Below are 26213 nucleotides of genomic sequence, written 5' to 3' on the forward strand. Positions count from 1 at the left end.
AGATCCAGCAGGCGATCACCGAGGTGTTCGATCTGCGTCCGGCTGCGATCATCCGCGACCTCGACCTGTTGCGTCCGATCTACGCGCCGACCGCCGCGTACGGCCACTTCGGCCGCACCGACGTCGCGCTGCCGTGGGAGTCGACGGACCGCGCCGAGGCGCTGAAGGCCGCCGCGGGCGCCTGAGAAGTTCCTTCGCCGAGGGGCCCGCCCGTTCACGGGTGGGCCCTTTTCGGTGTCAGCCGGTGTGCGCCAGCAGGTCTCGCACCACGGCCGCGACCTCCCGCGGTGTTCGCGCGGTGACCTGAGGGAGCTCGCGCGCGTCCGGCGGCACGATGTCCGAACCGTCGAGGTTGATGATCCACAGCCTCGTTCGGCCCGCGCGGTGGCGCTGCAGGGCGAGGTCCAGCTCGTCGTAGCAGAAGCGGCTGGCCGCGTACGACCGGCTCCACAGCGCGATGAACAGGTCCGACCTGAGCACCGCGTCCTCGATCGCCGCCTCCACCATGCGCGCCGACGAGATCTCCTGGTCGCCGTACAGGACCTGGATGCCCGCGGCGGACAGGTGGCGATCCATCGGTCGCGTGAAATCGGCGTCCACCGCGGCCCGGCTGACGAAGGCCACTCCGGGGCGGCCCTGTGGTCCGTCGATCCGGCGCACCCGTGCGGTCACCATCTCGTTCGCGATGATCATCGCGTCGTCCACCGCGTTCTTGTCGGTGAGCCTGCTGGTGTCCAGCCACGGGTGGACGCCCTGCCAGTCCCGCCTGCGGAACGCGCGTTCCGCCGCACCGCCGAGGAAGGCGAACGGCACGATCGGCAGCTGTCGCGCTTCCGCGAGGTGCAGGATCGTGCTGGCCGTCTTGTCGGGTTTCCCGCCCACCGCCAGCACCGCGTCGGCGTGTTGCAACGCCATCAGCTGGCACAGCACCCAGGCCTGTCCGAACGACTCCCGGTCGTCGGTCTCCGGACCGGGGTAGTACCAGTTCCTGATCCGCGCGGCCGCGGTCGGCCCGAGCAGCTCGCGGAGCTGGTCGGACTGGGCGTCCACGGCGGGGTGGACGGGCCGGTGCATGTGCACCGTCCCGCCCGCGCCGGACTCGAGATATCCCATGAGCGCGTGGAAGTCCGCGGTGTCGGGGAACGGGCTGCACACGACCAGGTCCACCCCGGCCCTGGCCACGGCGGCGCCGAGTCGCCTGCTGAACTGCTGCAGCTCCGCTTCCTCGAGCGACGGGTACGTCGTCTCACCGGTCACGCCGCCGAGCACGAACGCCGACCGCAGCCTGCCGGCCGGGACCGCCGCGACCGGCTCGTCGGAGGCTTCTCCGCCGTCCGCCTTGTCCCACAGCCGCTTGAGCTTCGCGACCTCGACCGCCGGGTCGCGAGGCGGTGTGCTCCACTCGGCCAGCACCTCGACCACCGGTGCCAAGGTGGTCCACTTCGGCAGGCCGACGCCGCGCAGCATCTGTGCGACCTTCTGGTGGCTCACCGTGCCGTCGAACCGGTCGTCGTCGTTCACCCGGTCCGAGATCTGCTGCAGGCTGCGCGCTCCCGCGGCGCGGTAGAGCTGGTGGAGTGCCTCGGTCAGGTCCCGCAACGAACCGGGTGGCAGCACCTCTGGACCCGGCAGGTCAACACCGCGCATCTCACCGTCCGACACGTCGAGGAACGTCAACTTCCGCGCGGATCTTACGCCTGCGGGGTGGTGAGTTCCGTCAACTTCGAGGTGTTGCGTCAACTAGCGATAACGCGCTCTGAGCTGGCCACACGCTTGGTGGAGACCCGACGACGAACGGAGTTGCCGTGCACGTCTCCACGGAAGTTCAGCGGCCCGCGGTGCGCCTGTGCACGGCCGCGGATGTCGAGCGCTACAGCCGGTTCACCGATCTCCAGGCGTCTCGTGCGCAGGAGCGGTTCACCTCCGCGCTGAGGAAGGCACGCGTCAACGCGGGGCTGGCCGAGTCGGAGGTCGACCTGCAGGCGTCGGGCGACGGCGAGTTCGCGGTGCTGCCGCCCGGCATCGACGAGACCGAGGTCATCCCGCGCTTCGTGGCGGAGCTGACCATCGCCCTGCGGGAGGTCAACGCCGACCTGAGCGACCACGCCCGGCTCCGGCTGAGGGTGGCGATGCACCGGGGGCTGCTCGCTCCCGGCGTGTGCGGGTGGGTCGGCACGTCCGCGATCGCGGTGCACCGGCTGCTGGACTCCCCGGCGGCGCGCAGCGCGCTGGCCGAGCACCCGGACGCGGACTTCGCGCTCATCGTCGGCGACACCCTGTACCGCGATGTGATCGCCCACGGGCATCGCGGGCTCTCGGCCGGCTCGTTCCGCGAGGTGGTCGTCGAGATCCCGGCGAAGCGCTTCAGCGAGGTCGCCTGGGTCCACCTGGGGCGGAGCTGGTGAGCAGGGCGAACGATCCCGGTCTGATCGAGACCGGGATCGTTCATACTCCCGTCGGTTTCGCGTCACATCCGGGAACTACAAACTGCAGGCATGTCCCTGACTCGTCGCGGCTTCATGGCCGCTGCCGTCGCCACCGCGGCGGGTTCGCTGCTCCCTCCCTCGGTGTACGCGGCCCTCGCGCGCACACCGAGGCCCGGCGGGTTGAGAGCGATCAAGCACGTCGTGCTGCTGATGCAGGAGAACCGGTCGTTCGACCACTACTACGGTTCGCTGCGCGGCGTGCGGGGCTTCGGTGACCGCAACGCGCTGCCCGGCGTGTTCGAGCAGTCCGGCGTGCTGCCGTTCCCGGTCAGGGAGGCCGCGTCCGGACGGGACGTCCAGTACATCGGGGACCTCGACCACAGCTGGAACGGCGGCCACAGCGCGCTGCGCAACGGCTGGAACGACAACTGGGTCCCGGCGAAGTCGGCCGCGACGATGACGTTCTACGACCGGCGCGACATCCCGTTCCACTACGAGCTCGCCGACACGTTCACGATCTGCGACGCCTACCACTGCTCGGTGCCGTCCTCGACGTCCCCGAACCGGAACTACTGGGTCAGCGCGTACACCGGGTTCGAGCCGAACGGCAGCAGGGCCACCGGCAACGCGGCCTACGACGAGGACCGCCACGCCGGCTACACCTGGACGACCTACCCGGAACGGCTGGAGCAGGCCGGTGTGCCGTGGCGGGTGTACCAGGAGTGGGACAACTTCCAGGACAACAACCTCGAGTTCTACGTGCGGTTCAAGGAGATCGCGCGCAAGGTGCTGCCGCCGGGGTTCAGGTCGCTGGACAAGCTCTACGGCACGGGTGACCCCGCGCTGATCGCCAAGATCGACCTCAGCAAGCTGACGCCGGCCGAGAAGCGCTTGTACGACCGGGGTTTGCACCGCGTGGCGCCGAAGACGCTCGGCCAGGCGTTCCGCGACGACGTGCGCACCGGCAGGCTGCCCGCGGTCTCCTACCTCGTACCGTCCTCTGTGGACTCCGAGCACCCCGGCGCGTCGTCGCCCGCGGCCAGCGCGTCGATCACCTACCAGGTGCTGGACGCGCTCGCGTCCTCGCCGGAGGTGTGGGAGTCGACGGCGTTGTTCATCACCTACGACGAGAACGACGGGTTCTTCGACCACGTGCCGCCACCGCGTCCCGGTGCGGGCGTCACCGACGAGTACGTGGGGGACCGGCCGCTCGGGCTGGGCACGCGGGTGCCGATGACGGTGGTGTCGCCGTGGACCGTCGGCGGGTACGTGTGCTCGCAGGTGTTCGACCACACGTCGATGACGCGGTTCCTGGAGCGCTGGCTGGACGTCCGCGAGCCGAACATCAGCACCTGGCGCCGGACCGTGTGCGGTGACCTGACCTCCGCGTTCGACTTCGACCGGCGCCGCACGTGGCCGGACGTCGGCGAGCCCGCGCCCGTCCCACCCGCCTCGCCCCGGTGGCGGCCGGCGCCGCCCGCGTCGCAGGCGATGCCCGAGCAGGAGGCCGGACGGCGCCGGGCGCGGCCGTTGCCCTACCAGCCTGACGCCCAGGCGGTGGTCGGCGCTGGTGCGGTGCAGCTGGAACTGTCCAACACCGGCAAGGAGTCCGCGCACTTCGCGTTGTACCCGTACGCCAAGGAGTTCGCCGATCCGGTGCACTTCGACGTGGGCCGTTCGGTGGAGCACAGGGTGCCGGTCGCCGGTGCTTACGACCTGCTTTTGCTGGGCCCCAACGGTTTCCGGCGCGAGTTCGCCGGTGCCGTCGGTGGTGAGGCGCAGGTGTCGTCGTCCGTGCGCGGGTACAGCCGGGTGCTGACGCTGACCTTGTCGAACACGGGTGACCGGACGCTGACGTTCCTGATCGGGCGCAAGCGTTACGCGGTGAAGGCCGGACGCCGGCTGGTCCTGCCGCGGCTCACCGCCATGAACTCCGGCTGGTACGACCTGACCGTCACGGTCGCCGAGGAACCGGGGTTCCGGCGCCGGTTGTCCGGGCACATCGAGGACGGCAAGGAGTCGATCTCGGGTTAACCGGCTTCACTCTCCGGCTAAGTTGGGCGGGTGGAGCTGGCGAGCGGCGAGTGGGTCGACTTCGAGGGTGACGTCGTGTCGGCGTCGCTGATACGCGACCTGCTGGTGGACTCGGACCAGCTCGACCCGCGCGGGGTGCGGGTGCGCAACGCGCGGATCGACGGTCAGCTCGACCTGTGCGACGTGGACACCAAACGGCCGCTGGCGCTGCGGGACTGCGTCGCCGAGGCACCGTTGCTGCTGGACCGCGCGCACCTGTCCGCGCTCGACCTCACCGGGCTCGTCGCGCCCGCGGTGAGCGCGCCGTGGCTCAAGGTCGACCACTACCTGTACCTGACGAACGCCCAGCTCAACGGTGGCGCGGACGACTGGGCCGTCGACCTGGGCGAGGCGTGCATCGGCAGCCACCTCAGCATGTCCGGCGCGCAGCTGCTCAGCGACACCGAGTTCTCGCTGAACGCCCACAAGCTGCGGACCGGCAGCCAGGTCTACCTCGCCGGGGTGCACGCCGTCGGGACGGTGCGGTTCGACGGCGCGCGGCTCGGCGGAAACCTCCGCTGCGACGGTGCCGTGCTGACGGCCGATGGCGCGGCGTTCCTCGGCGTCGACATGCACGTCGAGGACAACGTGTTCTTCCACAACGGTTTCCGCGCGCGGTCGGAGAACTACATCGCCGTGCGCATCCGCGGCTCCCGGATCGGCGGCCAGCTCGTGCTGGGCGGGCGCGCGACGGGGCTGACCGCGCTGGACGTCAAGCACGTGCGGGTCGGCATGGAGGTGTTCGTGCCCGCCGACTTCGCTGAGGGGCTGGTCGACCTGGACGGCCTCACCTACAGCGGGCTGCCGCGCGAGTCGGGTCTCGACGAGTGGCTGGAGCTGCTCGCCGAGAAGACCCCGCGGTACGCCAGCCAGCCGTACCTCCAGCTCGCCGCGGCGCACCAGGCCGCGGGGCACGAGCGCGACGTCCGGCGGATTCGCGTTGCCCAGCAACGGGATCTGCTGCGCCGGGGTCGGCTGAGCCGGTCCGGCAGGCTGTGGCACCGGGTCAGCGGCGCGACCGTCGGGTTCGGCTACCGGCCCGCGACAGCACTGCTGTGGCTGCTGGCGGTGCTGGCGCTGTCCGTGGGGCTGATGGTCGGGGTGGCCGGGCCGGGTGGCGCGGTGCGCTGTTCGACGGTCGAGCAGATCGGGCACGCGCTGAGCTCCGCCACACCGCTGGTGAAGCCCGATCCAGCACAACGCTGCCAGGTCGCCACGACCACGGGACTGGGTCAGTTCGTGGTCGTGACGACCTGGGTGCTCCAGCTGCTGGCGTGGGCGTTCGCGACGTTGTTCGTCGCGGGCTTCACCGGGCTGGTGCGCAAGAACGCTTAGGCGAAGGGCTTCTTGTCGATGCCGCACGTCTTCTGCCGGGGCAGGACGCCCGTGAACAGGTAGTCGCGCTTGGCCTTCTCCGCGCACGCGCTGTGCACGAACATCGTCGAGTGGCCGGAGCCCTCGACGGTCAGGAAGCCCGTCCTGGCCAGCTCGGCCGCGCCGTCCTTGGCCCCGTGCAACGGGGTTGAGGGATCGAAGCGGCTGTTGATGAACAGGATCGGCGCGGACGTGACGCGGTTCCACGGACCGGTGTAGCGGTCGGTGTCACGGCCCTGCCAGAACGCGCAGCCCATCATGTCGAACACCGCGAGGCGACCGAAGTCGGGAACGCGCTCGTCCTCGCTCTTGCCGTACTTCGAGTACACCCCGGTGTCGAGCGGGAAGTTGCTGTCCGCGCACTGGATCGCGTTGAACGCCTCGGTGCGGTTGGCGATGTAGCCCGCCGTGCGCGGCGTGGCGGGCGCCTCGTGCAGTGCCTGCAGCGTCTTCGCGGTCTCCTGCCAGGTCTCCGGCTGGGAGAGCGCGCCGTTGGCCGTGCCGATCAGCGCCACGTAGTCGAACGTGCCCTCGGGGATGGTGATCGGGCCCGCCTTCGCCTTGGCGACGAGGTTGCGCCACTTCACCTTCAGGTCGCCACCCGCGAACGCGCAGTGCGCGCCGGGCTCGGCGCACTGGGTGAGGAACTGGTCGAACGTCTCCGCGATGCCCCGCGGCACGTCCTGGCGGGTGTCGAGCGGCACCGTTGTGCCCTGGTCGCCGTGGCCGGTCGCGTTGCCGATGAAGTCGAGCGCGCCGTCGAACGCCATCGCCCGAACCTTGTTCGGGAACAGGTTGGCGTAGATCGCGCCGAGGTGCGTGCCGTAGGAGATGCCGTGGTAGGTCAGCTTCTGGTCGCCGACCGCCTTGCGCAGCTGGTCCAGGTCACGCGCGGTGTTCGCGGTGGACGTGTGGTCGAGCAGGGTGCCCGCCTCGTCCTTGCACCGCTGGGCGAACTCCTTGTACTTGGCGTAGAAGGCTGGCTCGTCCTGCGCGGTGGCCGGGAACTCGGGGATCGAGTTGAGGAAGGTCTGCTGCTCCTCCTCGGTGTCGAAGCAGTTGACAGGTGCGCTGCGGCCGATGCCGCGCGGGTCCCACGACACGAGGTCGAAGCGCTCGCGCAGTTCGGGTGAGAAGAGCCACGTCCAGCTCGCGCGCTGGCGCAGCCGGTCGACGCCGGACGAGCCGGGGCCGCCGAAGTTCACGAACAGCGACCCGATCCGCTTGCTCGGGTTCGTGGCGCGCAGCTTGATCACCGCGAGGTCGATCTTGGTGCCGGCCGGCTGGTCGTAGTCGAGCGGGACCTTGGCGGTCGCGCACTCGAAGCCGTCCTGACAGTCCGCCCAGGTCAGGGCGGTGGCTTCGTCGGCACGCGCGACCGTGCTGATGCTGGCGAGGATGGCCCCGGTCAGCACAGCGGTCAGGAATTTCCGATTCATGTAACCCCCATGTTTGTCCTTTACACGATCCTGCCACCTGATCGGTTGCCCTGTTCCCGGAACTGTCGGTGCCGTCTGGTAGACCAACTCGCATGGCGAACAAGGCGACGAGTCGGCGCGGGGAACGGGTCCCCGCCGCCGTGCTGCCGGTCGCCAGGATCGTGGTGGACGTGCCGCTGGCGCACCTCGACCGGCCGTTCGACTACCAGGTTCCGTCCGAACTGGACTCCACCGCCGTGCCGGGTGCGCGGGTGCGCGTGCGGTTCGCCGGGCAGCTGGTGGACGGGTTCCTGCTGGAGCGCGCCGAGACGTCGGACTACGGCAAGAAGCTGGCGTACATCGAGAAGGTCGTGTCACCCGAACCGGTGCTTTCGCCGGAGATCGCCTCGGTGGCGCGGGCGGTGGCCGACCGGTACGCGGGCAGCATGATCGACGTGCTGCGGCTCGCGGTCCCGCCCCGGCACGCGCGCGCGGAGTCGGCGGCCATGGACGGCGAATGGGTCGCGCCCTCGGTGCCCGACTCGTCCGGGTGGTCGCGCTATCCGCGTGGCGCGTCGTATCTGGAGGCGTTGCGGACGGGGCGGCCCGCGCACGCCGTGTGGCAGGCGTTGCCCGCCGAGGACTGGCCCGCGCGGCTCGCCGAGGTGGCCGCCGTGGTCGCGTCGACGGGCAAGGGCGTCGTGATCGTCGTGCCCGATCACCGAGACCTCGCGCGGCTCGGTGCGGCGTGCGCGGCCCTGATCGACGGTGTCGTCACGCTTTCGGCTGATCTTGGTCCGTCGGAGCGGTACAAGCGGTGGCTCGCGGTGCGGCGCGGCGTGTCGCGCGTGGTGATCGGCACGCGCGCGACGGCGTTCGCGCCGGTGCACGACCCCGGCCTGCTGGTGGTGTGGGACGACGGCGACGACCTGCACACCGAGCAGCGCTCGCCGTACCCGAACGTGCGAGACGTGCTGGCGCTGCGCGCGCACTCGTCCGGCGCGGCCCTGCTGGTCGGCGGCTTCGCGCGCACCGCGGAGGCCCAGCTGCTCGTCGAGTCCGGCTGGGCGCACGAGATCGTCGCGTCGCGCGAGGTGCTGCGCTCGGTCGCGCCACGCGTGGTGTCGGTCGGCGACAACGACTGGCAGGAGGTGAAGGACCCGGCCGCGCGGTCCGCCCGCCTGCCGTCGATCGCCTTCGAGGCCGCGCGCGCCGCCCTGCAGGACTCGCCGGTGCTGATCCAGGTGCCGCGCCGCGGCTACGTGCCCGCGCTGGCCTGCGGCCAGTGCCGCGCGCCCGCACGCTGCCGCCGCTGCGCGGGCCCGCTCGCGTTGCCCGGCGGGGTCGAGGACGGTGCGCCGAAGCCGGCGCACTGCCGGTGGTGCGGGGTGTCCGAGGCCGGTTTCCGTTGCCAGGCCTGCGGTTCACGCCGCCTGCGCGGCCAGATCATCGGTGCCCGCCGCACGGCGGAGGAGCTCGGCCGCGCGTTCCCCGGTTTCCCGGTGCGCACGTCCGGCGCGGACGAGGTGCTGACGTCGGTGCCGTCGAAGCCGGCCTTGGTGGTGGCGACGCCCGGCGCCGAGCCGGTCGCCCTCGAGGGCTACGGCGCCGTGCTCCTGCTGGACGGCTGGGCGCTGCTCGGCCGCGCCGACCTGCGCGCGGCCGAGGAGACCCTGCGCCGCTGGATGACCGCCGCCGCACTGGTGCGTCCGGGCAACGGCCGAGTCGTCGTGATCGCGGACTCGTCACTGGCCCCGGTGCAGGCACTGGTCCGCTGGGACCCGGTGTGGCACGCGAGCACCGAACTCGCCGCCCGCACCGAACTCGGCTTCCCGCCCGCAGTGCGCATGGCGACCATCGACGGCGCCCCGGACGCGCTGAACGCCCTGCTCGACGAGCTGCGCCTACCGCCGACCGGGGAGATTCTCGGGCCGGTGCCGTTGGGGGAGGATGAGCAGAAGGAGCGCGCGTTGGTGCGCGTGGCTCGGGCCGAGGGGCGGGCGTTGGCTGCTGTTCTGGCTGAGGCTCAGGCTGTGCGGACGGCGCGCAAGGAGCAGGAGTTGGTGCGGATCAAGTTGGATCCGCTTGAGGTTTTGTAGCGGGCGTGTGCTGGGTGAGGCGCCTGTTGGGGCTGGGCTCCATGCCTGCTGGTCGTTGGGGTTCGCCTTGGCTGCCGGTTCCGTCGGGGCTGGGTTCTTTGCGTACTGCCCGTTGGGGCATGGCTTCTGCCGGTTTTTCTTGGGGCTGGGTTCTTTGCGTATTGCCCGTTGGGGCTTGGTCTCTGCCGGACTTTCTTGGGGCTGGGTTCTTTGCCTGGCTGCCGGTTTCGTGTGGGCTGGGTTCTGATGGTTGCTGCGGCTGTGGTGTTTCGGTGTCGTGGGTTGGGTCGCGCCTTCGGCGCAGCGATTGGGCCTTGACTTGAGACCTCATGGGCCCTGTGTTTGATCCCGCTGGGCGGCGTGGTGGGGCCGGCTCCGCCGGCAGGAAGAGCACCTGCCGGCCCGATAGGGGTACCACGCCGCACCCCAAGTCAAGGCCCAATCGCCAGGTGCCCACCACCCCGCACACTGCGGACACGCACACTCCTTGCCTGATCACACCGACCCACCTGCCGTCGTGCTCGCCTTCCGCAGTCGCACAGACCCGCTTGCCGTTGTGCTCGCCTTCCGCAATCGCACAGACCCGCTTGCCGTTGTGCTCGCCTTCCGTAGGTGCGCCGACCCGCTTGCCGTCATGCCCGCCTTCCGTAGACACGCCCGTAGGCCTGGCGCAGCCGCAGTGGCACCTGAGGCCTGCTCACCTAAGCGGGCGCGGGCCGCGCTTGAGGCAGGAGTGCGCAGCAAGTTGGGTCCCCTGGAGGTGTTGTGATGCGCCCATTTCGCGGTACAAGGGGGACCATGCTGCTGCTGCGAACTGTTGCCGCTGTCGTGTCCGTCCTGCTGGTCGCGCCTCCCGCTGGAGCCGCGCCCGCTGCTCCACCGCGGGTACCGGAGGCGGTGGGCTGGGGAGGCGCGGTGTCGAGTGTCGACCCGGACGCCTCGCAGATCGGGATCGACGTGTTGCGGCGTGGTGGCAACGCGGTTGACGCGGCGGTGGCCACGGCTGCCGCGCTGGGCGTTACCGACCCGTTCTCGGCTGGGATCGGTGGTGGCGGGTTCTTCGTGCACTACGACGCCAAGTCGAGACGCGTGTCCACAATCGACGGACGGGAGACAGCGCCCGCGTCGGCCACCGACAAGTTGTTCGTGGAGAACGGGGTGCCGTTGCCGTTCGACCAGGCGATGACCAGTGGGCTGTCCGTCGGCGTGCCCGGTACGCCGCGCACGTGGCAGCAGGCGTTGCGGCGCTGGGGGACTTACTCGCTGCGGGACGCGTTGCGGCCGGCCGAGGAGCTGGCGCGGCGGGGGTTCGTGGTGGACTCGACGTTCAACGCGCAGGTCAGTAGCAATGCGGCCCGGTTCGCGGACTTCACGTCTACCAGTGCGCTGTACCTGCCGAACGGTGTGCCGCCGGCCGTGGGCAGCACGTTCCGCAACCCGGACCTGGCGAACACCTACCGCGAGCTGGGGCGTGACCTCGGCTCGTTGTACGGCGGCGCGGTCGGTCGTGACCTGGTGCGCACCGTGCAGCAGCCGCCCGTCACGCCCGGCTCCACGCGCAACGTCCGCGCAGGCAAGCTGACTGTCTCGGACCTCGCGAAGTACACGGCGCCGTTCCGGGCGCCCACGTTCACGACCTACCGCGGGTTGGACGTGTACGGCATGGCGCCGCCGTCGTCCGGTGGTACGACCGTGGGGGAGGCGCTGAACATCCTGGAGAGCTACGACCTGGCGAAGCTCTCCGAGCCCGAGTACCTGCACCGCTTCATCGAGGCGACGAAGCTGTCGTTCGCCGACCGCAACCGCTGGGTCGGTGACCCGTCGTTCTACGACGCGCCGACCCGACAGTTGCTGTCGCAGCGCTTCGCCGACTCGCGCTCGTGCCTGATCAAGCCGAACGCGGTGCTCCCGGCGCCCGCGGCTCCCGGCGATCCGCGCAACCCCGCCCCGTGCGTCAGCGAGGGTGTCGCCGCGCCGACGCCGCAGGACGCCGAGCGCACCACCCACCTGACGGTCGCCGACCGCTGGGGCAACGTGGTCGCCTACACGCTGACCATCGAGGCCGAAGGTGGCAGCGGCATGGTCGTGCCCGGTCGCGGCTTCCTGCTGAACAACGAGTTGACCGACTTCAACTTCGTCCCGATCACGCCCGGCGTCCCCGACCCGAACCTGCCGGGTCCGTCGAAGCGGCCCCGGTCCTCGATGTCGCCCACGATCGTCCTCGACGACCACGGGCGCGTGGTGCTGGCCGTCGGCTCGCCGGGTGGCGCCACCATCATCACGACCGTCACCCAGGTGCTGACCAGTCGCCTGGACCGCAAGGCTCGCCTGGTCGACGCCATCGCGAGCCCGCGCGCCTCCCAGCGCAACAGCGCCACCACCCCGGCCGAGGCCGCCTTCATCGCCTCACCGGCGGCGGACGCGCTCAGGGCGATCGGTCACCGCTTCAGCACGAACGCCGACATCGGTGCGGTCACCGCCATCGAACCGGCCGGCCGCGGCCAGTGGCGCGCGGCAGCCGAACCCGCGCGCCGCGGCGGAGGTGCGGCCCGAGTGGTCCACCCCGGCTGAACACCTCGCCCGCGAGCCCGTGTCAGAGCGGGCTCGCGGCGTACGTGCTGAGCGCCTCGCGATCGGGCGTGCCGGTCTTCGCGATCAAGCTCGCCACGTGCTTCTCCACCGTCCGCGGCGAGATGTGCAACCGGGTCGCGATGGCCTTGTTGCCCATCCGCTCGGCCAGCAGCACGAACACCTCGTACTCGCGTGCGGTGACACCGGAGGCGCGCAGCGGGGCGGGCACCTGCTCGGTGCCCGAACGCCGTTGCTGCACGGGCACGCCGACCTGGCGCAGCAGGCCGCGGCAAGCGCTCGCGACCGCGCCCACCTGGGCCTGGTGGAAGTGCTCCTCGGCGGCGCGCAGCCACGCCACCGGCGAGCCCCAGCCGTCGGAGTGGGCGGCGGACGCGATCAGCCGCAGGCCGAGGTACCGGGCCATCGGGTACGAGGACGCGACCTCCTGGGCCGCCGCGACCGCCGCGTCGGCCTCGGTGAGCCTGCCGTCGCGGCCCAGCAGCACGGCGTGCGCCAGCAGGGCGAAGTGCCGGTTCCAGCGCATCCCGCTCGGCGAGGAGGCGACGATCTCCTCGTGGTGCGGCCAACCGGCCCGCCCGGCGAGCACGCTCAGCAGCAGGTGCAAGCCGTGCCGCCCGGACAGGTGGAACGTCGTGGGGTTCTCCGCCTCGTACGACAGCGCCTTGGCCAGCTCGCTCTCCGCGAGGTCGCGGTTCTCCTCCAGCAGCGCGCAGAACGCCCTTGCGAGACCGAAGCACAGCGGCAGCTCCGGCAGGCCGCCGCGCGCGCCCGCGAGGAACGCGGTGACCGCCTCCTCCATCTCGTGCCGCTTCCCCTGGTGCGCCGCCCACGCCGCCTTGGTCATCAGCAGGTACCGGGTCAGCCCGCCCAGCTGCAGGCGGTTGGTCGCCTCGAGACAGGCGTCGATCTGCTGACCAGCCAGCACGTAGTCGCCGCACAGCACGGACTGCAACGCGACGATCGCGTCCACGTTGTACGCCACGGTGATCGCGCCGACCCGCAACGCCTCCTCGTGTGCGCGTTCCAGGCCGGTCGTGGTGCCGTTGCGCAGCCAGTCGTTGCCCGCGACCCGCACCAGCGCGTAGATCCGCTGGATCGGCAGGTTGTGCTCCTCGGCGAGCTGGCGGGCGCGGTCGAAGCAGCGGTTCGCCTCGTCGAGGTCCTGCTCGCGGGCGATCACGCCGAGCAGCTGCCACGCCTCGCAGCACACGACCGGCAGTCCGGCGCGATCGGCGGCGTCGGCGGCCCGCCGGGCGAGCACGCCTGCTGAGGCGATCCGGTCGGGGGACGGGGTGTTCAGCGCGAGGAACGCGGAGATCACGTCCACCTCGGCCGTGTGCTCCTCGCCCGCGTCGGGACCGAGCAGGGTGCGCGCGGTGCTGATCTGCGTGCTGCCGTCGGTCCAGCGGCCGGCGAGATACGCGACGCGCGCGAGCCGGGTGTGCAGCGCCGCGCGGCGGAAGCGGTCCAGGCCCGCGGTGCTCAGCTCCGTCAGCGTGTCGGCGAGCTGGAACGCCCGCTCGAACTGGCCCGCCTCGGACAGCGCGGGCAGCAGCGACTCCAGCACGTCCGCGCGCACGTCGACGTCCACCTGCGACGCCAGCAGCCGGTTCGCGCGGTCGAGCAGGCTGACCGCGGACCCGGCCGCGCCGCTGCCGAGCGCACGCCGTCCAGCCTCAGCCAGCAGCGCTCCGCCCGAAGCGGTCTCGCCCGCGTCGAGCCGCAACGACGCGACCAGCGGGCACCAGTCGCCGGGCAGGCCGGGGTGCAGCGCCTCGATCGCGTCGGCGGTGCGCCGCGACAGCGAGGCGCGGTCGGCGGGGTTGAGCTGGGTGAGCAACGCGTCCGCGGTGAGCGGGTGGCGGAACGCGTACCAGTCCGGCGCCGGCTCGTCCGGGGTGACGAGCTGGGCGGCCACGCCCGCGTGCAGGTGGCTCAGCAGGCTGCGGTCGTCGGCGCCGGTGACCCGCTGCACGACCGACAGGGAGAACCGGTGGCCCAGCACGGCGGCGACCGACAGCAGCTCACGGCCTTCCGGACCGAGGCGGTCGGTGCGGTGCGCGATGCTGCGCACGAGCGACTCGGGCACCTCGACCCGCAGCTGGCCCAGCACGTGCCAGCCGCCGGCGCCGGGCACGAGCAGGCCGCCGGACACCATGCCGTGCAACAGTTCCTCGACGACGAACGGGTTGCCCGCGCTGTCGTGCCACAGCCGGTCGGTGACCTCGTCCGGCATGTCCTGCGACTCGAGGCACGCCGCCGCCATGCGGCTGACCTGGTTGCGGTCCAACGGTTTCAGCGACAGCAGCAGTCCGGCGTCGCGGCGCGCGGCCAGCCGCACCACCTCGAGCGCGTTGCCCGGCTCGTCCCGGATCGTGGCGAGCACCATCACCGGCTGGTAGTCCAGGTTGTCGACCAGGTACTCGATGACGGCGAGCGTCTCGGCGTCCGCGTCGTGCAGGTCCTCGAGGATCATCACGCACGGGTTCTTGCGGCCGACGACGGACAGCAGCCGCAGCACGGCCTCCGCGAGCACGACGAGCGAGTCACCTGCCTGGCGGTGGTCGCTCCACTCGGGAATCAGCCTGCCCAGCACCGGTTTGTACGGGCCGAGCTCCGCGTCGTCCGGCGGCTCACCACCGCGGAACAACGACAGCAACGCCTCGGCGATCGGCCGGAACGGCACCATCGGCCCGATCGTGGTGCCGCGGCCCCGCAGCACCCGCATGCCCTCGTCGAACGCCCGGCCCGCGACCAGGCGGGCGAGCCGGGACTTCCCGATCCCGGCCTCGCCCACGAGGAAGACCGCCCGCCCGTGCCCGTGCCTGGCGTCCTCCAGAGCCCGCTCGAGCTGAATGACTTCCTTGTCACGGCCGATGACGACCGGCGCGCGGGTCTGCATGAGCAGCAACATTAGTCACCGAACTACTACGGGCGAATCGGCTGCTCAGCGGCAGTCGTTGCGTGCTATTGCTCGATCGACACCGTGGTGAAGGTGAAGGTGCCCGCGACGGAGTAGAACGCGCCCGCGGCGAGCGTGAGACCGGCCAGTGCGCGGACTCTCGCGCTGGCACGGGACTTCGGAGCCAGCGCCATCTCCCCGGCGGGGTGCTCGGCCGACTCGATGTCGAACTCGGCGTCCTGGTGCTCGGCGTTGTTCATCTGAATTACCCCTCGTTGTTCTCGTTGTGGTGTGGAGCGGAAAGCAGGAGCACGGACGGCACCCGCTCGGCGAAACCGAGGCGGAGAAGTCCGTATCCGATACCGGCGAGGCCGGTGAGAAGTCCCGGTGACGCTACGGCGCCCGGCGTTCCGCACCGCGCGCCGTACTCGTCCAGCGCGCCGAGCAACAGGCCCGCGCGGCGTGTCACCGCAGCCTGCGCGTCCTCGTCACCGCGGTCGGCGAGCGCGGCCAGCGCCTCGGTCACGCCCAGCTCGCCGTGGCAGAGACTCATGTCCCGCAACGGTTCCCGCTCGACGAGGTGCCGTTCCAGTCCGGGCGCGCCCGCCAGCACCAGGCCGGCGAGGCCCGAGCACCAGCTGACGTCGTCCACCGGCACGGCAGCGGAGGCGGGACGCCCCAGCGCCCAGTCGACCCCGGCCGCGCCGCGCGCGAAACCCGTGCCGGACACCGGCATCGTGGCGAGCTGGTCGGTGTAGCGGCACACCAGCTTCTCGGCCGACGGCAGCCCGGTCTCGGCGTGCACGGAGATCATCGCGGCGAGCGCGCCCGCGGTGCCGTCGACGACGTCGAACGCGTCGCTGTCGGGCATCAGCGCGAGCGCCGCGTCGACGAGCAACGGGTCGCTGCCCAGCAGGGTGGTCATCCGGGACAGCGCGTAGGTGATGCCGCCGAGCCCGTGGAACCCGCCGTTGCCGACCGCCGCGGCCATCTCCGGCTCGGCCGCGAACGCCTGCAGCAGCCGGGGGATCGTGCTCGTGGTGCGGTGCGCGGCGTCGAGATACCTCGCGGCACCCGTCAGCGCGCCGAGCTGTGCGAGGAACAACGCGACGCCGGTGTAGCCGTTGGACAGGCCCGCGCCCATCGGCAGCACGGCCCAGTGCCGGTCGTCGACCAGCTCGAGCCCCACCCAGTTCATCCGTTCGCCGTCGATGGCGGCGCGGGCGAGGATCTGGTCCGCGATGCCGCACGCGGCGGCCAGCAGGCGCTGCGCGTCCGGCGCGGTCGGGGTGACCTGGCCGGACAGCGGCTCACCGCCGCGGTGCTCGACCGGCTTCGGCCTGCTCGCCAGCGCGGCGCTGATCAGCCACTGCTGGTCGTGCCGGTCGACCTCGCCCAGCGCGGCGATCTTGCGCTCCACCGCGTCGAGCCCGCTGCACGGCAGGAGATCCGGGAGTCGTTCGCCGGACGCGGTCCACAGGTCGGCGGATCCGGGGCGCGAGCACACCAGCGGCACGTCGCCGGCCCAGAGGTCGCCGATCTCGTGCGGCACCAGCGCCCGCAGCAGCTCGTCGTCCTGCGACTCGGCCCACAGCAGGTCCAGCGCGAGGTCGCGGTCGAGCGGGTCGCGCAGCACGTCCGGGTGCGTCGACTCGTCCAGCAGCCGCGCGTAGAGCTGCGTCGGCCTGGCGACGAACCGGATCTCGTCGTCCGCGCACTCCCGCACCAGCGCGAGCAGTTCCTCGCGGTGCCCGACGATCGCGTCGTACCCGGCGTGGAACCCGGCCGACAGCGCGGCCTGGTACTCGGCCGGCTCGGCCTCGTGGTCGCCGATCCGGGGGCGGTTGCTCGCACCGGCGGCGGAGGCGGGCGTGCGGATCAGCCGCATCCGGTCGGTGCCGGGATCGGCCCAGCCGACGGCGTCGACCGGCAGCGTCGCGCCGCGGTCGCCGCCGAGGCCGGAGATGTCCGCGATCCCGTTGTCCCCCAGCATCATCTGCGGCAGCAGCGCGGTGCGGTGCACCGAGCTCGCCAGCGCCAGCGCGGCCGGGTCGTCGCCGACGACGAGCGTCGGGTGGAACAGCGTCTCCACGTCGATCAGCACCGGCTGATCGCCGCACGCGATCAGGTTCTCGAAGTGCATGTCCGTGCCGTCGACCGCGTAGAGCAACGCCAGCAGCGCGCCCAGCCGGTGGTAGAACGCGCCGACCTCGGTGACGTCCGCGCACGGCGCCTGCTCGGCGAACTCGAGCCACCCGTACCCGTCGCGCGGCACCAGGGCCACCGTGCGCAGGGCGATCGACGTCCGCGCGCTCAGCCAGCCGAGCTGGGCGTTGAAGTGCGCGTGCAGGTCGATCGGGCGCGGCCGGTAGACGACCCGGCGGCCGTCGGCGAACCGCAGCGTCGTGACCGAGCGGCCGCGCCGGTGCGCGTCACCCTTGCCGGTCTCGACGGCGACGAGTGAGCCGGGATCCACGCCGTCCAGCAGCGTCGCGACGATCTCCGCGCGGTCCTCGGCGAACCGCCGCAGCAGCTCCTGGTGCGCCTCGACGGCCTGCCGCACCGCTTGGTACAGCAGCCGGGCGAGCACCGGGTAGCGGGTGAGCAGGCCCGAGAGGTCGAGCGTCCGGGTGAAGTACGTGAACCGCTCGCTCGGCGTCGCGCCCTCGAGCAGACCCTGACGACGGGCGAGGTTGAGCTCCAGCACCAGCGTGCGCGCGGCCATCCGGACCAGCCGCCTGGCCAGCTGGGTGTCCGCGCCGTGGCTCAGTCCGTCCGCGGGGAGCAGCGGGCGCAACGCGAACGCGAAGGCCGCCATCCACGTCTCATCGGCTGCTGCTCTGGTCACGAGAGGAACTTTTCACGGGTGACCCCCTACCCACATGGGGGCATCGCCCCCACATTCCCGCGTGCCCCCGTCGCGGCGAATTTGGGTGGGTCGTCCCCATGCGGGCGCCCCATCCGGCACCGGAGTGTTCCGGTCCATGGAGCTTGCGAGAAAACGCCTGAGCGTGGTGCTCAGCAGCGTCGCATCCGATTCCCACACGTGGAATCTCGTGTACCTGCAGCTGGTGCTGGAGGAACAGGGGCACGACGTGGTCAACCTCGGTGCGTGCGTCCCCGACGACCTGCTCGTCGCGGAGTGCCTCCGGTGCGACCCGGACCTGGTCGTGCTCAGCAGCGTCAACGGCCACGGCAGCCAGGACGGCGAACGCGTCGTCCGCAGGCTGCGCGCCTGCCCCGAGCTCGCCGGCACCCCGGTCGTGATCGGCGGCAAGCTCGGCGTCGACGGCGACGGACGGCACACCGGGAACCTGCTCCGCGCGGGGTTCGACGCCGTGTTCTCCGACGACGTCGACGCGTTCCGCGCCTTCGTGGACGGACTCCTGGTGCGGGTCGCGGCATGACGGGCTTCGGGGGGTTCGTGGCCCGCGCACACGCTGCGGGGCAGTTGGTCGTGCAGCCGCGCATGGGGTTCAGCGACCCCGGCCGGATGCGCGGCGGCCTGATCGCCACCAAGCTCGCCGACGCGACCACGGTCGGCACGCTCACGCTGGACAGCTACACCAGGGTCGGCGCGAACGACGAGGCCCGGCGGGCGCTCGCCGAAGGAGCGGCGCTCAACGGCTACCCGATCGTCGCGCACGACGCCGCGACCACCGCGTCGGTCGTGGAAGGACTGCGCGGCCAGGACTTCCCGGTGCAGATCCGGCACGGGTCCGCGTGTCCCGAACACATCGTGGACGCGCTGGTGCGGACCGGGTTCGACGCCACCGAAGGCGGCCCGGTGTCGTACTGCCTGCCGTACAGCCGGCTGCCGCTGCGCGAGTCGGTGCGCAACTGGGAACGCGCGTGCCAGCGGCTCGCGGCGGTGCCCGGCTCGCATCTGGAGACGTTCGGCGGCTGCATGATGGGCCAGCTGTGCCCGCCGAGCCTGCTGGTCGCGATCAGCGTGCTGGAGGGGTTGTTCTTCGCCCAGCACGGGATGCGCGGCATCTCGCTGAGCTACGCCCAGCAGACCGACCTCGCCCAGGACACCGACGCGATGTTCGCGCTGCGCAGGCTCGGCGAGGAGTTCTTCGCCGGCCTGGACTGGCACATCGTCGTCTACGCCTACATGGGCGTGTACCCGAAGACGCCGCACGGCGCGCTGAACCTGCTCGCCCAGGCGGCGCGGCTCGCCGTGCGCACCGGCGGGGCGCGGCTGATCGTCAAGACGGTCGCCGAGGCCTACCGGATCCCGACCGTCGCCGAGAACGTCGAGGCACTGGAGCACGCCGCGAGTGCGGCCGCGCTGACCAGCGCACTGCCCGTCGGGGACGGCGGCGAGGTCTACCGCGAGGCCCGCGCGCTGATCGACGCCGTGCTGAACCTCTCCGACGACCTCGGCCGGGCGTTCGTCCAGGCCTTCGCGCTCGGCTACCTCGACGTTCCCTACTGCCTGCACCCGGACAACGCGGGCCGCGCCCGCGGTCACGTCGACGCCTCAGGGCGGCTCGCGTGGACGTCCGTCGGTGCGATGCCCATCCCCGGCGCCACCGGGCGCTCGGCGGGCATCACCTCGTCGTCACTGCTCACCGCTCTGTCCCACGTGGAGCGGACCTTCGATTGGAGTCCCATGGAAACCCCTCCGTCGCCCCAGCAGCACCTCGCGTCGCCGGTCACGAAGACGGTCATGCGCATCCAGGACACCGCGTTGACCGCGGCCAGGGAGTACCTGCGCGACAACGGTTTCGTCGAGTTGCTCCCGGCGATCATCGGCCCGGTCACCGACCCCGGCGTGCGCGGCTCCAAGCAGGTCGACGTCGACTACTACGGCCACAAGTACAAGCTGATGACCAGCGCGATCCTCTACAAGCAGGCGTCGTTGCTCGGCTTCGACAAGCTGTTCTACATCGCGCCGAACGTGCGGCTGGAGCCGCCGGAGACCGCGTCGACCGCGCGGCACCTGGCCGAGTTCCACCAGCTCGACGTGGAGATCTCCGGTGCTTCACGCGAAGACGCCATGCAGGTCGTCGAGGACCTGGTCCGCGTGATGGTGCAGCGGGTCGTCACGACGATGCCCGCCGAGCTGGAGCAGCTGGGCCGCGACGCGGACGCGTTCAAGGACCTGCTCGTGTCGGCGTTCGACCGCAGAACGCACGCGTCCGCCGTCGCGGACCTGCTGGAGATCGGCCACCCGCAGAGCGCGGACGCCGAGATCGACTGGCAGGGCGAGGAGATCCTGTCCCGCAAGTCGTCGCGGCCGTTCTTCGTGACCGACTACCCGAAGGGCTGCCGTGGGTTCTACGACCGGGAGAACCGCGACGTCCCCGGCATGCTGCGCAACTTCGACCTGATCGCGCCCGAGGGCTACGGCGAGCTGTGCAGCGGCAGCGAGCGCGAGTTCGAGTACGCGAAGATCGTCGCCCGGATGCGCGAGACGGGGGAGAACCCGGCCAAGTACGGCTGGTACCTGCAGATGGTGCGCGAGGGCATCCCGGACAGCGCCGGGTTCGGCATCGGCATCCAGCGGTTCATCCGGTACGTCGCCGGGCTCGACTCGGTGTGGCAGGCCAGCGCGTACCCGAAGATCCCCGGTCAGGTGTCGGCGTGAAAGCCTCCGGATTCCCCGAGGACGCGGTGCGCCTGCGCGCCCGCACCGGTGCGGCGGCCGCGTTCCCCTCGACCTCCTCGTACGGCCAGGAGCTGTTCGGCGCGACCGGCGCGGCCGGTGACGCGATCGACGAGCTGCGCCTGGTGCCGCCGGTGTTCGTGCCGGAGCGGCTGGAGAAGCTGATCGACCTGGCCCGCGAGCCGCTCTACTCCGACGTCGACCTGATGACGGACATCGGCGGGTTCAGCTCGACGCTGCCGGTCTACCTGTCCGCGTTCGGCTCGACCCAGGTGGCCAACTCCTCGCTGGGTGTGGACGCGTCGCGGCAGGCCGCGTTGCTGGGGATTCCCATGGTGATCGGCGAGAACATCGTGCCGGTCAACGGGTACGCCTCCGATCGCGGACTGCTGGATCGCATCCAGGCGTACGCATCGCACGTGCCCGACGGGTTCGGCGGCGTCGCGATCCAGCAGAGCACCGAGGACGCGGACGCCGAGGTGTGGAACCTCGTCTACAGCCACCCGTCCGCGCAGCCGCTGCTCGACACGGGGCGGCTGGCGTTCGAGCTGAAGGTCGGCCAGGGCGCGAAGCCCGGACTCGGCGGCATGACCGTGCTCGCGCCGGAAGCGGCGGAACGGGTGGCCGAGCAGTTCTCGCTCGACCCGCTGTGGGGCGACCGCGTGCTGCGCTCCAGCTCGCCCGGCACGTTCACCGACGAGATCCTGCGGCAGCAGATCCGGTTGATGCGCAACAACTTCCCGCGCGCCCGGATCTGGGTGAAGCTCCCACCCGCGCGGGACGTCTCCGAAGCCGTGCGGGTGGCCTGGCTGGCCGGCGCGGACGCGGTGACCGTCGACGGCGCCGAGGGCGGCACCGGGTGGGCGCCGACGAGCTTCCTCGACCACGTCGGGCTGCCGCTCGCGGAGTGCCTGCGGCGCATCGGTCCCGTCGAGGACTGCCTGCTGGTCACCGGCCGGATGTGGGAGGGCACGCGCGCGGTCAAGTGCCTCGCGCTCGGCGCCCGCGCCGTCGGTCTCGGCCGGGCCGCGCTGCTCGCGGTGGACACCGACCCCGCGTCGGGTCTCCTGCGGCTGGCAGAGTGCCTGGCACTCGAGATGCGGTTGCTCATCAGCGCATTGGGCAAGTACTCGCCGGACGCCGTGTCCGCCGACGACGTGTGGCCGTCGACCGCGCAGAAGGTCGAGGTCCTCCGATGACGGCGACGCTGGAAGCCCCGGCGCGGAGATCGCTGTGGTTCCACCGCGACTTCCGGCTGCTGTGGATGGGCGAGACGATCAGCAAGGTCGGCGGCGCCGTCACGGGTGTCGCGGTCTCGCTGGTCGCGGTGGACGTGCTGAACGCGAGCAGCCTCGAGATGGGCGTGCTGCGCGCGATGTCGTGGCTGCCGTGGCTGCTCATCGGGCTGCCCGCGGGAGCGTGGATCGACCGCGTGCGGCGCAAGCCGGTGATGATCTGGGTCGACGTCGTGTCGATGGCGCTGTTCCTGACCGTGCCGATCGCCGCGTGGCTCGGCGCGCTGACCATGACGCAGCTGCTGGTGGTCACGCTGGTCGCCGGTGTGGGACAGGTGTTCTTCAGCGCGGCGTACGGCGCGTACCTGCCCACGCTGGTGCACAAGGACGATCTGCCCGAGGGCAACGCGAAGCTGGCGGGCACCGAGCAGGTCGCGATGGTCGCCGGTCCCGGACTCGGCGGCGTGATCGCCCAGCTGCTCGGCCCGGTGACGGCGTTGCTGAGCCAGGCCGTCGGGTTCCTGGTGTCGGCGCTGTGCCTGCGCCAGATCCGCACCGAGGAACCGGCACCCGAGCGGTCCGAGCAACCGAACCTGCGCCGCGACATCGCCGACGGCTGGCGCTACATCGTGCGCGACCCGTACCTGCGGGTGCTCGCGGCGTGCAGCGCGGTCGACAACCTGACGCTCAGCGGCGCGCAGGCGTTGCTCGTGCTGTTCCTGGTCCGCGACGTCGGGCAGGACGCGGGCGCCGTCGGCCTGCTGATCGGCGCGGACGCGCTGGGCGGCGTGCTGGGCGCGTTGATCGCCACCCGGATCGTGAAGCGGCTCGGCACTGGACGCGCGCTGCTGGCGTCGTCCCTGCTCGCCACGCCGTTCGGACTGCTGATCCCGTTGACGGACAGCGGGATCGGCCTCGGGTTCTTCGTGGCCGGGCTGCTGATCCCGTCCATCGGCATCGTCGTGACCAACGTCGTCGTCAACGGCTTCCGCCAGGCTTACGTGCCGTCGCACCTGCAGGGCCGGGTGTTCACCAGCTCCCGGTTCGTCGCGTTCGGGGTGATCCCGATCGGCGCGCTGCTCGGCGGCTGGCTCGGTGACGCGATCGGCATCCGCGACGCGCTGTGGGTGCTGCTGTTCGCCGCCGCACTCGGCAAGTTGCTCCGCCTGGCCGGCCCTTTCCGCACCACGAAAGACCTTCCGACTGAACCGAGGACGTCATGACCAACCCCTTCGAGAACACCGAGACCCCGTACGTCGTCCTCGTGAACGACGAGAACCAGCACTCGCTGTGGCCCGCCGCGATCACCGTGCCCGCGGGATGGCGCGCGGTGCACGGCCCGGACACCAGGTCGGCGTGCATCGAGCACGTCGAGGCCAACTGGACGGACCTGCGGCCCGCGTCGCTGGTCGCGAGCATGAAGGAGTCGGTGTGATCCCCCTGTCCTTCGCCCAGCGCAGACTCTGGTTCCTCGGCGAGCTGGGGGAGAGCGCCGCGTACAACGTGCCGTTCTCCGTGCGTCTCAAGGGAAGCCTGAACCGCGAGGCGCTGCGTGCCGCGCTCACCGACGTCGTCAACCGGCACGAGGCGCTGCGCACCGTGTTCCCGGTCGTGGACGGCGAGCCCCACCAGGAGATCCGTCCACACGCGACACCCGAGCTGACCTTCGTCACCTGCACCGAGTCCGACCTGCCCGCCGCGCTCACCAGAGCCAACGGCCACGTCTTCGACCTCGCCGAGGACCTGCTGATCCGGGCGTGGCTGTTCCAGCTCCGGCCGGACGAGCACGTGCTGCTCGTGGTGGTGCACCACATCGCGAGCGACGGCTGGTCGATGGGCCCGTTCCTGCGCGATCTCGGCATCGGCTACGAGTCGCGCTGCGCGGGCCGTGCGCCGGTGTGGGAGCCGCTGCCCGTCGAGTACGCGGACTACACGCTGTGGCAGCAGGACCTGCTCGGCGACGCGGACGACCCGGCGAGCCTGCTGGCGCAGCAGCTGAAGTACTGGACCGGCGCGCTCGACGGCATCCCCGCGGAGCTGGTGCTGCCGACCGACCGGCCCCGTCCGGCCGCACCGAGCGGGCGCGGTGACATCCTCGGGTTCGAGATCGACGGCGACCTGCACCGGGCGTTGACCGATCTGGCGCGCGACACGAACACGACGCTGTTCATGGTGCTGCAGGCCGCGATCGCGACGCTGCTGTCGAAGCTGGGCGCGGGCGACGACGTGCCGGTCGGCTCGGTCGTCGCCGGCCGCACCGACGACGCGCTCGACGAGCTGGTCGGGTTCTTCGTCAACACCGTGGTGCTGCGCGGCGACCTGTCCGGCAACCCGAGCTTCCGCACCCTGCTCGACCGAGTCCGTGAGGCCGGACTCGCCGCGTACGCGCATCAGGAGGTGCCGTTCGAACGGGTCGTCGAGGCCGTGAACCCCGCCCGCTCGCTGGCCAGGCACCCGCTGTTCCAGGTGATGCTGGTGCTGCAGAACAACAGCAAGGCCGAGCTGGCGTTCCCCGGACTGGACGTCTCGCCGGTCGTGGTGCGCACCGGCTCGTGCAAGTTCGACCTGATGTTCGGGTTCGAGGAGGCGGACTCCGGCATCGGCGGCGCGATCGAGTACGCCACGGACCTGTTCGACCGCAGCACGATCCAGCGGCTCGGTGAGCGGCTGGTGCGGGTGCTGACCCAGGTCACCGCGAACCCGGACGCGCCGATCGGCGCGGTGGACGTGCTCGCCGAGACCGAACGGCAGGTGGTGTTCGAACGCACCGCCACGGCCGTCGAGATCCCGGACCGCTGCCTGCACGAGCTGTTCGAGGACCAGGTCGTGCGCACGCCCGACGCGACGGCGGTCGTCTTCGAGGGCACCGAGATCAGCTACGCCGAGCTGGACGGCGCCGCCAACCAGCTCGCCAGGCACCTGGCACGTCGCGGGGTCGTGCCGGGTGACCTGGTGGGCATCCACCTCGATCGGGGCCACGAGCTGGTCGCCGCGCTGCTCGCCGTCCTCAAGGCGGGCGCGGGCTACACGATGCTGGATCCCAAGTTCCCGGCCGAGCGGATCGCGAGCGCCGTCGCGGACTCCGGTGTCTCACTGGTGATCGACCGCGCGTGGCTCGAGTCCGAAGGCGACCTGATCTCCGCCCAGCGGCTGGACGCGCTGGAGCTGCCGGTGCACCCGGCGACGACCGCGTGCGTCATGTTCACCTCCGGCTCGACCGGCCGCCCGAAGGGGGTGGCGACGTCGCACCGCGGCCTGGCGGGCACCTACCTCGGGCAGAGCTACTTCGGGCCGGGTGAGGTGTTCCTGCAGTGCTCGCCGGTGTCGTGGGACGCCTTCGCGCTGGAGGTGTTCGGGCCGCTGCTGTTCGGCGGACTGCTGGTGGTGCAGCCCGGTCAGAACCCGGAACCGCGGGTGATGGCGGCGCTGGTGGCCAAGCACGACGTGACCGCGCTGCAGATGTCCGCGAGCCTGTTCAACTTCATGCTCGACGAGCACCCGGACGTGTTCAAGATCGTGCGCACGGCCATGACCGGTGGCGAGGCGGCGTCCGTGCCGCACGTCGCGCGGGCGTTGCGCGACTTCCCCGGCCTGCGGGTGATCAACGGCTACGGACCGGCCGAGAGCATGGGCTTCACCACGGTCTTCGACGTCCACGAGGCGACCGGCACGTCGATCCCCATCGGCACGCCGATCGCGAACAAGAAGGCGTACGTGCTCGACGGCGCGCTGGGGCTCGTGCCGGACGGCGTGGTCGGCGAGCTGTACGTCGGCGGGATCGGACTGGCGCACGGGTACATCAGCCGCCCCGGCCTGACGGCGGAACGGTTCGTCGCGTCGCCTTTCGGTGACGGCGAAAGGCTTTACCGCACGGGCGACCTGGTTCGCTGGCTGCCTTCCGGGCAGCTGGACTACGTCGGCCGCATCGACGACCAGGTGAAGGTGCGCGGGTTCCGGGTCGAGCCGGGCGAGGTCGAGTCCGCGCTGATGAGCCACCCCGGCGTGACGCAGGCCGCGGTGCTCGTGCGCGACGGGCTGCTCGTCGCCTACACCGTGGGCGGTGGCGAGGACCTGCGTGACCACGTCGGCAGGGTGCTGCCGGAGCACATGGTCCCGTCCGCCTTCGTGTCACTCGACGCGCTTCCCATGACGCCCAACGGGAAGCTCGACAAGCGGGCGCTGCCCGCGCCGACGTTCGTCGCCCGCGGCCGCGACCCGCGCACGCCGCAGGAGTCCATCCTCTGCGGACTGTTCGGCGAGGTGCTCGGCGTCGACCGGGTCGGCATCGACGACGGGTTCTTCGAGCTGGGCGGCCACTCGCTGCTCGCGACGCGCCTGGTGAGCCGGGTGCGGTCGGCGTTCGGCGTGGAGCTGTCCATCAGGGACGTGTTCGAGGCGCCCACACCCGCCGGACTGGCCGAGCGGGTCGGCCGGGCGGGCAAGGCGCGGCCGGCACTGGTTCGCAGGGCGAGGGGGTAGT

The 26213-nt window shown here is 71.4% G+C and carries 17 protein-coding genes; 12 read left to right on the plus strand and 5 right to left on the minus strand.

Going from position 1 to position 26213, the window contains the following annotated elements:
* Positions 1-185 (plus strand): methionine adenosyltransferase domain-containing protein (locus FKR81_RS34535; protein ID WP_186763349.1); only part of this gene is annotated, 185 nt, incomplete at its 5' end.
* A gap of 52 nt (positions 186-237) precedes the next feature.
* On the opposite strand, the gene FKR81_RS34540 is transcribed toward FKR81_RS34535, so the two are convergent.
* On the minus strand, positions 238-1662 hold the full coding sequence (locus FKR81_RS34540; protein ID WP_146358443.1) for a toll/interleukin-1 receptor domain-containing protein: 1425 nt from the start codon (positions 1660-1662) through the stop codon (positions 238-240).
* 143 nt (positions 1663-1805) lie between these two features.
* Here FKR81_RS34540 and FKR81_RS34545 point away from each other — a divergent pair, with 143 nt between their 5' ends.
* From FKR81_RS34545 to FKR81_RS34555, 3 genes are all read left to right on the plus strand, one after another.
* Positions 1806-2405: a hypothetical protein gene (locus FKR81_RS34545; RefSeq protein ID WP_146358444.1), complete on the plus strand. Its 600-nt coding sequence runs from the start codon at positions 1806-1808 to the stop codon at positions 2403-2405.
* A gap of 90 nt (positions 2406-2495) precedes the next feature.
* On the plus strand, positions 2496-4460 hold the full coding sequence (locus tag FKR81_RS34550) for a phosphocholine-specific phospholipase C (protein WP_146358445.1): 1965 nt from the start codon (positions 2496-2498) through the stop codon (positions 4458-4460).
* Between the two features lie 30 nt (positions 4461-4490).
* Positions 4491-5834: a hypothetical protein gene (locus tag FKR81_RS34555; protein WP_146358446.1), complete on the plus strand. Its 1344-nt coding sequence runs from the start codon at positions 4491-4493 to the stop codon at positions 5832-5834.
* Here the strand turns inward: FKR81_RS34555 and FKR81_RS34560 are convergent.
* Complete coding sequence (locus tag FKR81_RS34560) at positions 5831-7312, minus strand: alpha/beta hydrolase (RefSeq protein ID WP_146358447.1); 1482 nt, start codon at positions 7310-7312, stop codon at positions 5831-5833. The two genes, FKR81_RS34555 and FKR81_RS34560, sit on opposite strands and share 4 nt — an antisense overlap.
* Before the next feature lie 92 nt (positions 7313-7404).
* Between FKR81_RS34560 and FKR81_RS34565 the strand changes: the two genes are divergently transcribed.
* Positions 7405-9390 (plus strand): primosomal protein N', encoded by a 1986-nt coding sequence (locus FKR81_RS34565; RefSeq protein ID WP_146358448.1) that lies wholly within the window; start codon positions 7405-7407, stop codon positions 9388-9390.
* Between the two features lie 798 nt (positions 9391-10188).
* Positions 10189-11961 (plus strand): gamma-glutamyltransferase, encoded by a 1773-nt coding sequence (ggt, locus tag FKR81_RS34570; protein ID WP_146358449.1) that lies wholly within the window; start codon positions 10189-10191, stop codon positions 11959-11961.
* Between the two features lie 22 nt (positions 11962-11983).
* On the opposite strand, the gene FKR81_RS34575 is transcribed toward ggt, so the two are convergent.
* The 3 genes from FKR81_RS34575 to FKR81_RS34585 all read right to left on the minus strand — a co-directional run bounded on the left by FKR81_RS34575 (position 11984) and on the right by FKR81_RS34585 (position 17732).
* A complete protein-coding gene (locus FKR81_RS34575) occupies positions 11984-14884 on the minus strand; it encodes a LuxR family transcriptional regulator (protein ID WP_146358450.1) in 2901 nt (966 codons plus the stop codon).
* 65 nt (positions 14885-14949) lie between these two features.
* On the minus strand, positions 14950-15144 hold the full coding sequence (locus tag FKR81_RS34580) for a hypothetical protein (RefSeq protein WP_146358451.1): 195 nt from the start codon (positions 15142-15144) through the stop codon (positions 14950-14952).
* Between the two features lie 5 nt (positions 15145-15149).
* A complete protein-coding gene (locus FKR81_RS34585) occupies positions 15150-17732 on the minus strand; it encodes a type 2 lanthipeptide synthetase LanM family protein (protein ID WP_235921981.1) in 2583 nt (860 codons plus the stop codon).
* Positions 17733-17868: 136 nt separating this feature from the next.
* Here FKR81_RS34585 and FKR81_RS34590 point away from each other — a divergent pair, with 136 nt between their 5' ends.
* From FKR81_RS34590 to FKR81_RS34615, 6 genes are read left to right on the plus strand one after another with little or no spacing between them, the layout of a single operon-like run.
* A complete protein-coding gene (locus FKR81_RS34590) occupies positions 17869-18291 on the plus strand; it encodes a cobalamin B12-binding domain-containing protein (RefSeq protein ID WP_146358452.1) in 423 nt (140 codons plus the stop codon).
* The gene (locus FKR81_RS45870; protein ID WP_146358453.1) at positions 18288-20480 is read left to right on the plus strand and encodes an amino acid--tRNA ligase-related protein; all 2193 of its coding nucleotides are present in this window, start codon (positions 18288-18290) and stop codon (positions 20478-20480) included. The genes FKR81_RS34590 and FKR81_RS45870 overlap by 4 nt, the downstream gene beginning before the upstream one ends.
* Positions 20477-21697, plus strand: coding sequence for a glutamate synthase-related protein (locus FKR81_RS34600; RefSeq protein ID WP_146358454.1), 1221 nt, complete (start codon positions 20477-20479; stop codon positions 21695-21697). Before FKR81_RS45870 ends, FKR81_RS34600 begins: the two co-directional genes overlap by 4 nt.
* The gene (locus FKR81_RS34605) at positions 21694-22956 is read left to right on the plus strand and encodes an MFS transporter (RefSeq protein ID WP_146358455.1); all 1263 of its coding nucleotides are present in this window, start codon (positions 21694-21696) and stop codon (positions 22954-22956) included. Before FKR81_RS34600 ends, FKR81_RS34605 begins: the two co-directional genes overlap by 4 nt.
* Positions 22953-23168: an MbtH family protein gene (locus FKR81_RS34610; RefSeq protein ID WP_146358456.1), complete on the plus strand. Its 216-nt coding sequence runs from the start codon at positions 22953-22955 to the stop codon at positions 23166-23168. Before FKR81_RS34605 ends, FKR81_RS34610 begins: the two co-directional genes overlap by 4 nt.
* Positions 23165-26212, plus strand: a complete 3048-nt coding sequence (locus tag FKR81_RS34615) for a non-ribosomal peptide synthetase (RefSeq protein WP_186763350.1) — start codon at positions 23165-23167, stop codon at positions 26210-26212. Before FKR81_RS34610 ends, FKR81_RS34615 begins: the two co-directional genes overlap by 4 nt.
* Position 26213: the final 1 nt, after the last annotated feature.

The sequence above is a fragment of the Lentzea tibetensis genome, assembly GCF_007845675.1.
GTDB classification, from domain to species: Bacteria; Actinomycetota; Actinomycetes; order Mycobacteriales; family Pseudonocardiaceae; genus Lentzea; species Lentzea tibetensis.

Coding starts and splice junctions, on each gene's coding strand:
- FKR81_RS34550 (WP_146358445.1), top strand. CDS start 2,496: ATGTCCCTGACTCGTCGCGGCTTCATGGCCGCTGCCGTCGCCACCGCG.
- FKR81_RS34560 (WP_146358447.1), bottom strand. CDS start 7,312: ATGAATCGGAAATTCCTGACCGCTGTGCTGACCGGGGCCATCCTCGCC.
- FKR81_RS34565 (WP_146358448.1), top strand. CDS start 7,405: ATGGCGAACAAGGCGACGAGTCGGCGCGGGGAACGGGTCCCCGCCGCC.
- ggt (WP_146358449.1), top strand. CDS start 10,189: ATGCTGCTGCTGCGAACTGTTGCCGCTGTCGTGTCCGTCCTGCTGGTC.
- FKR81_RS34575 (WP_146358450.1), bottom strand. CDS start 14,884: ATGCAGACCCGCGCGCCGGTCGTCATCGGCCGTGACAAGGAAGTCATT.
- FKR81_RS34580 (WP_146358451.1), bottom strand. CDS start 15,144: ATGAACAACGCCGAGCACCAGGACGCCGAGTTCGACATCGAGTCGGCC.
- FKR81_RS34590 (WP_146358452.1), top strand. CDS start 17,869: ATGGAGCTTGCGAGAAAACGCCTGAGCGTGGTGCTCAGCAGCGTCGCA.
- FKR81_RS45870 (WP_146358453.1), top strand. CDS start 18,288: ATGACGGGCTTCGGGGGGTTCGTGGCCCGCGCACACGCTGCGGGGCAG.
- FKR81_RS34605 (WP_146358455.1), top strand. CDS start 21,694: ATGACGGCGACGCTGGAAGCCCCGGCGCGGAGATCGCTGTGGTTCCAC.
- FKR81_RS34610 (WP_146358456.1), top strand. CDS start 22,953: ATGACCAACCCCTTCGAGAACACCGAGACCCCGTACGTCGTCCTCGTG.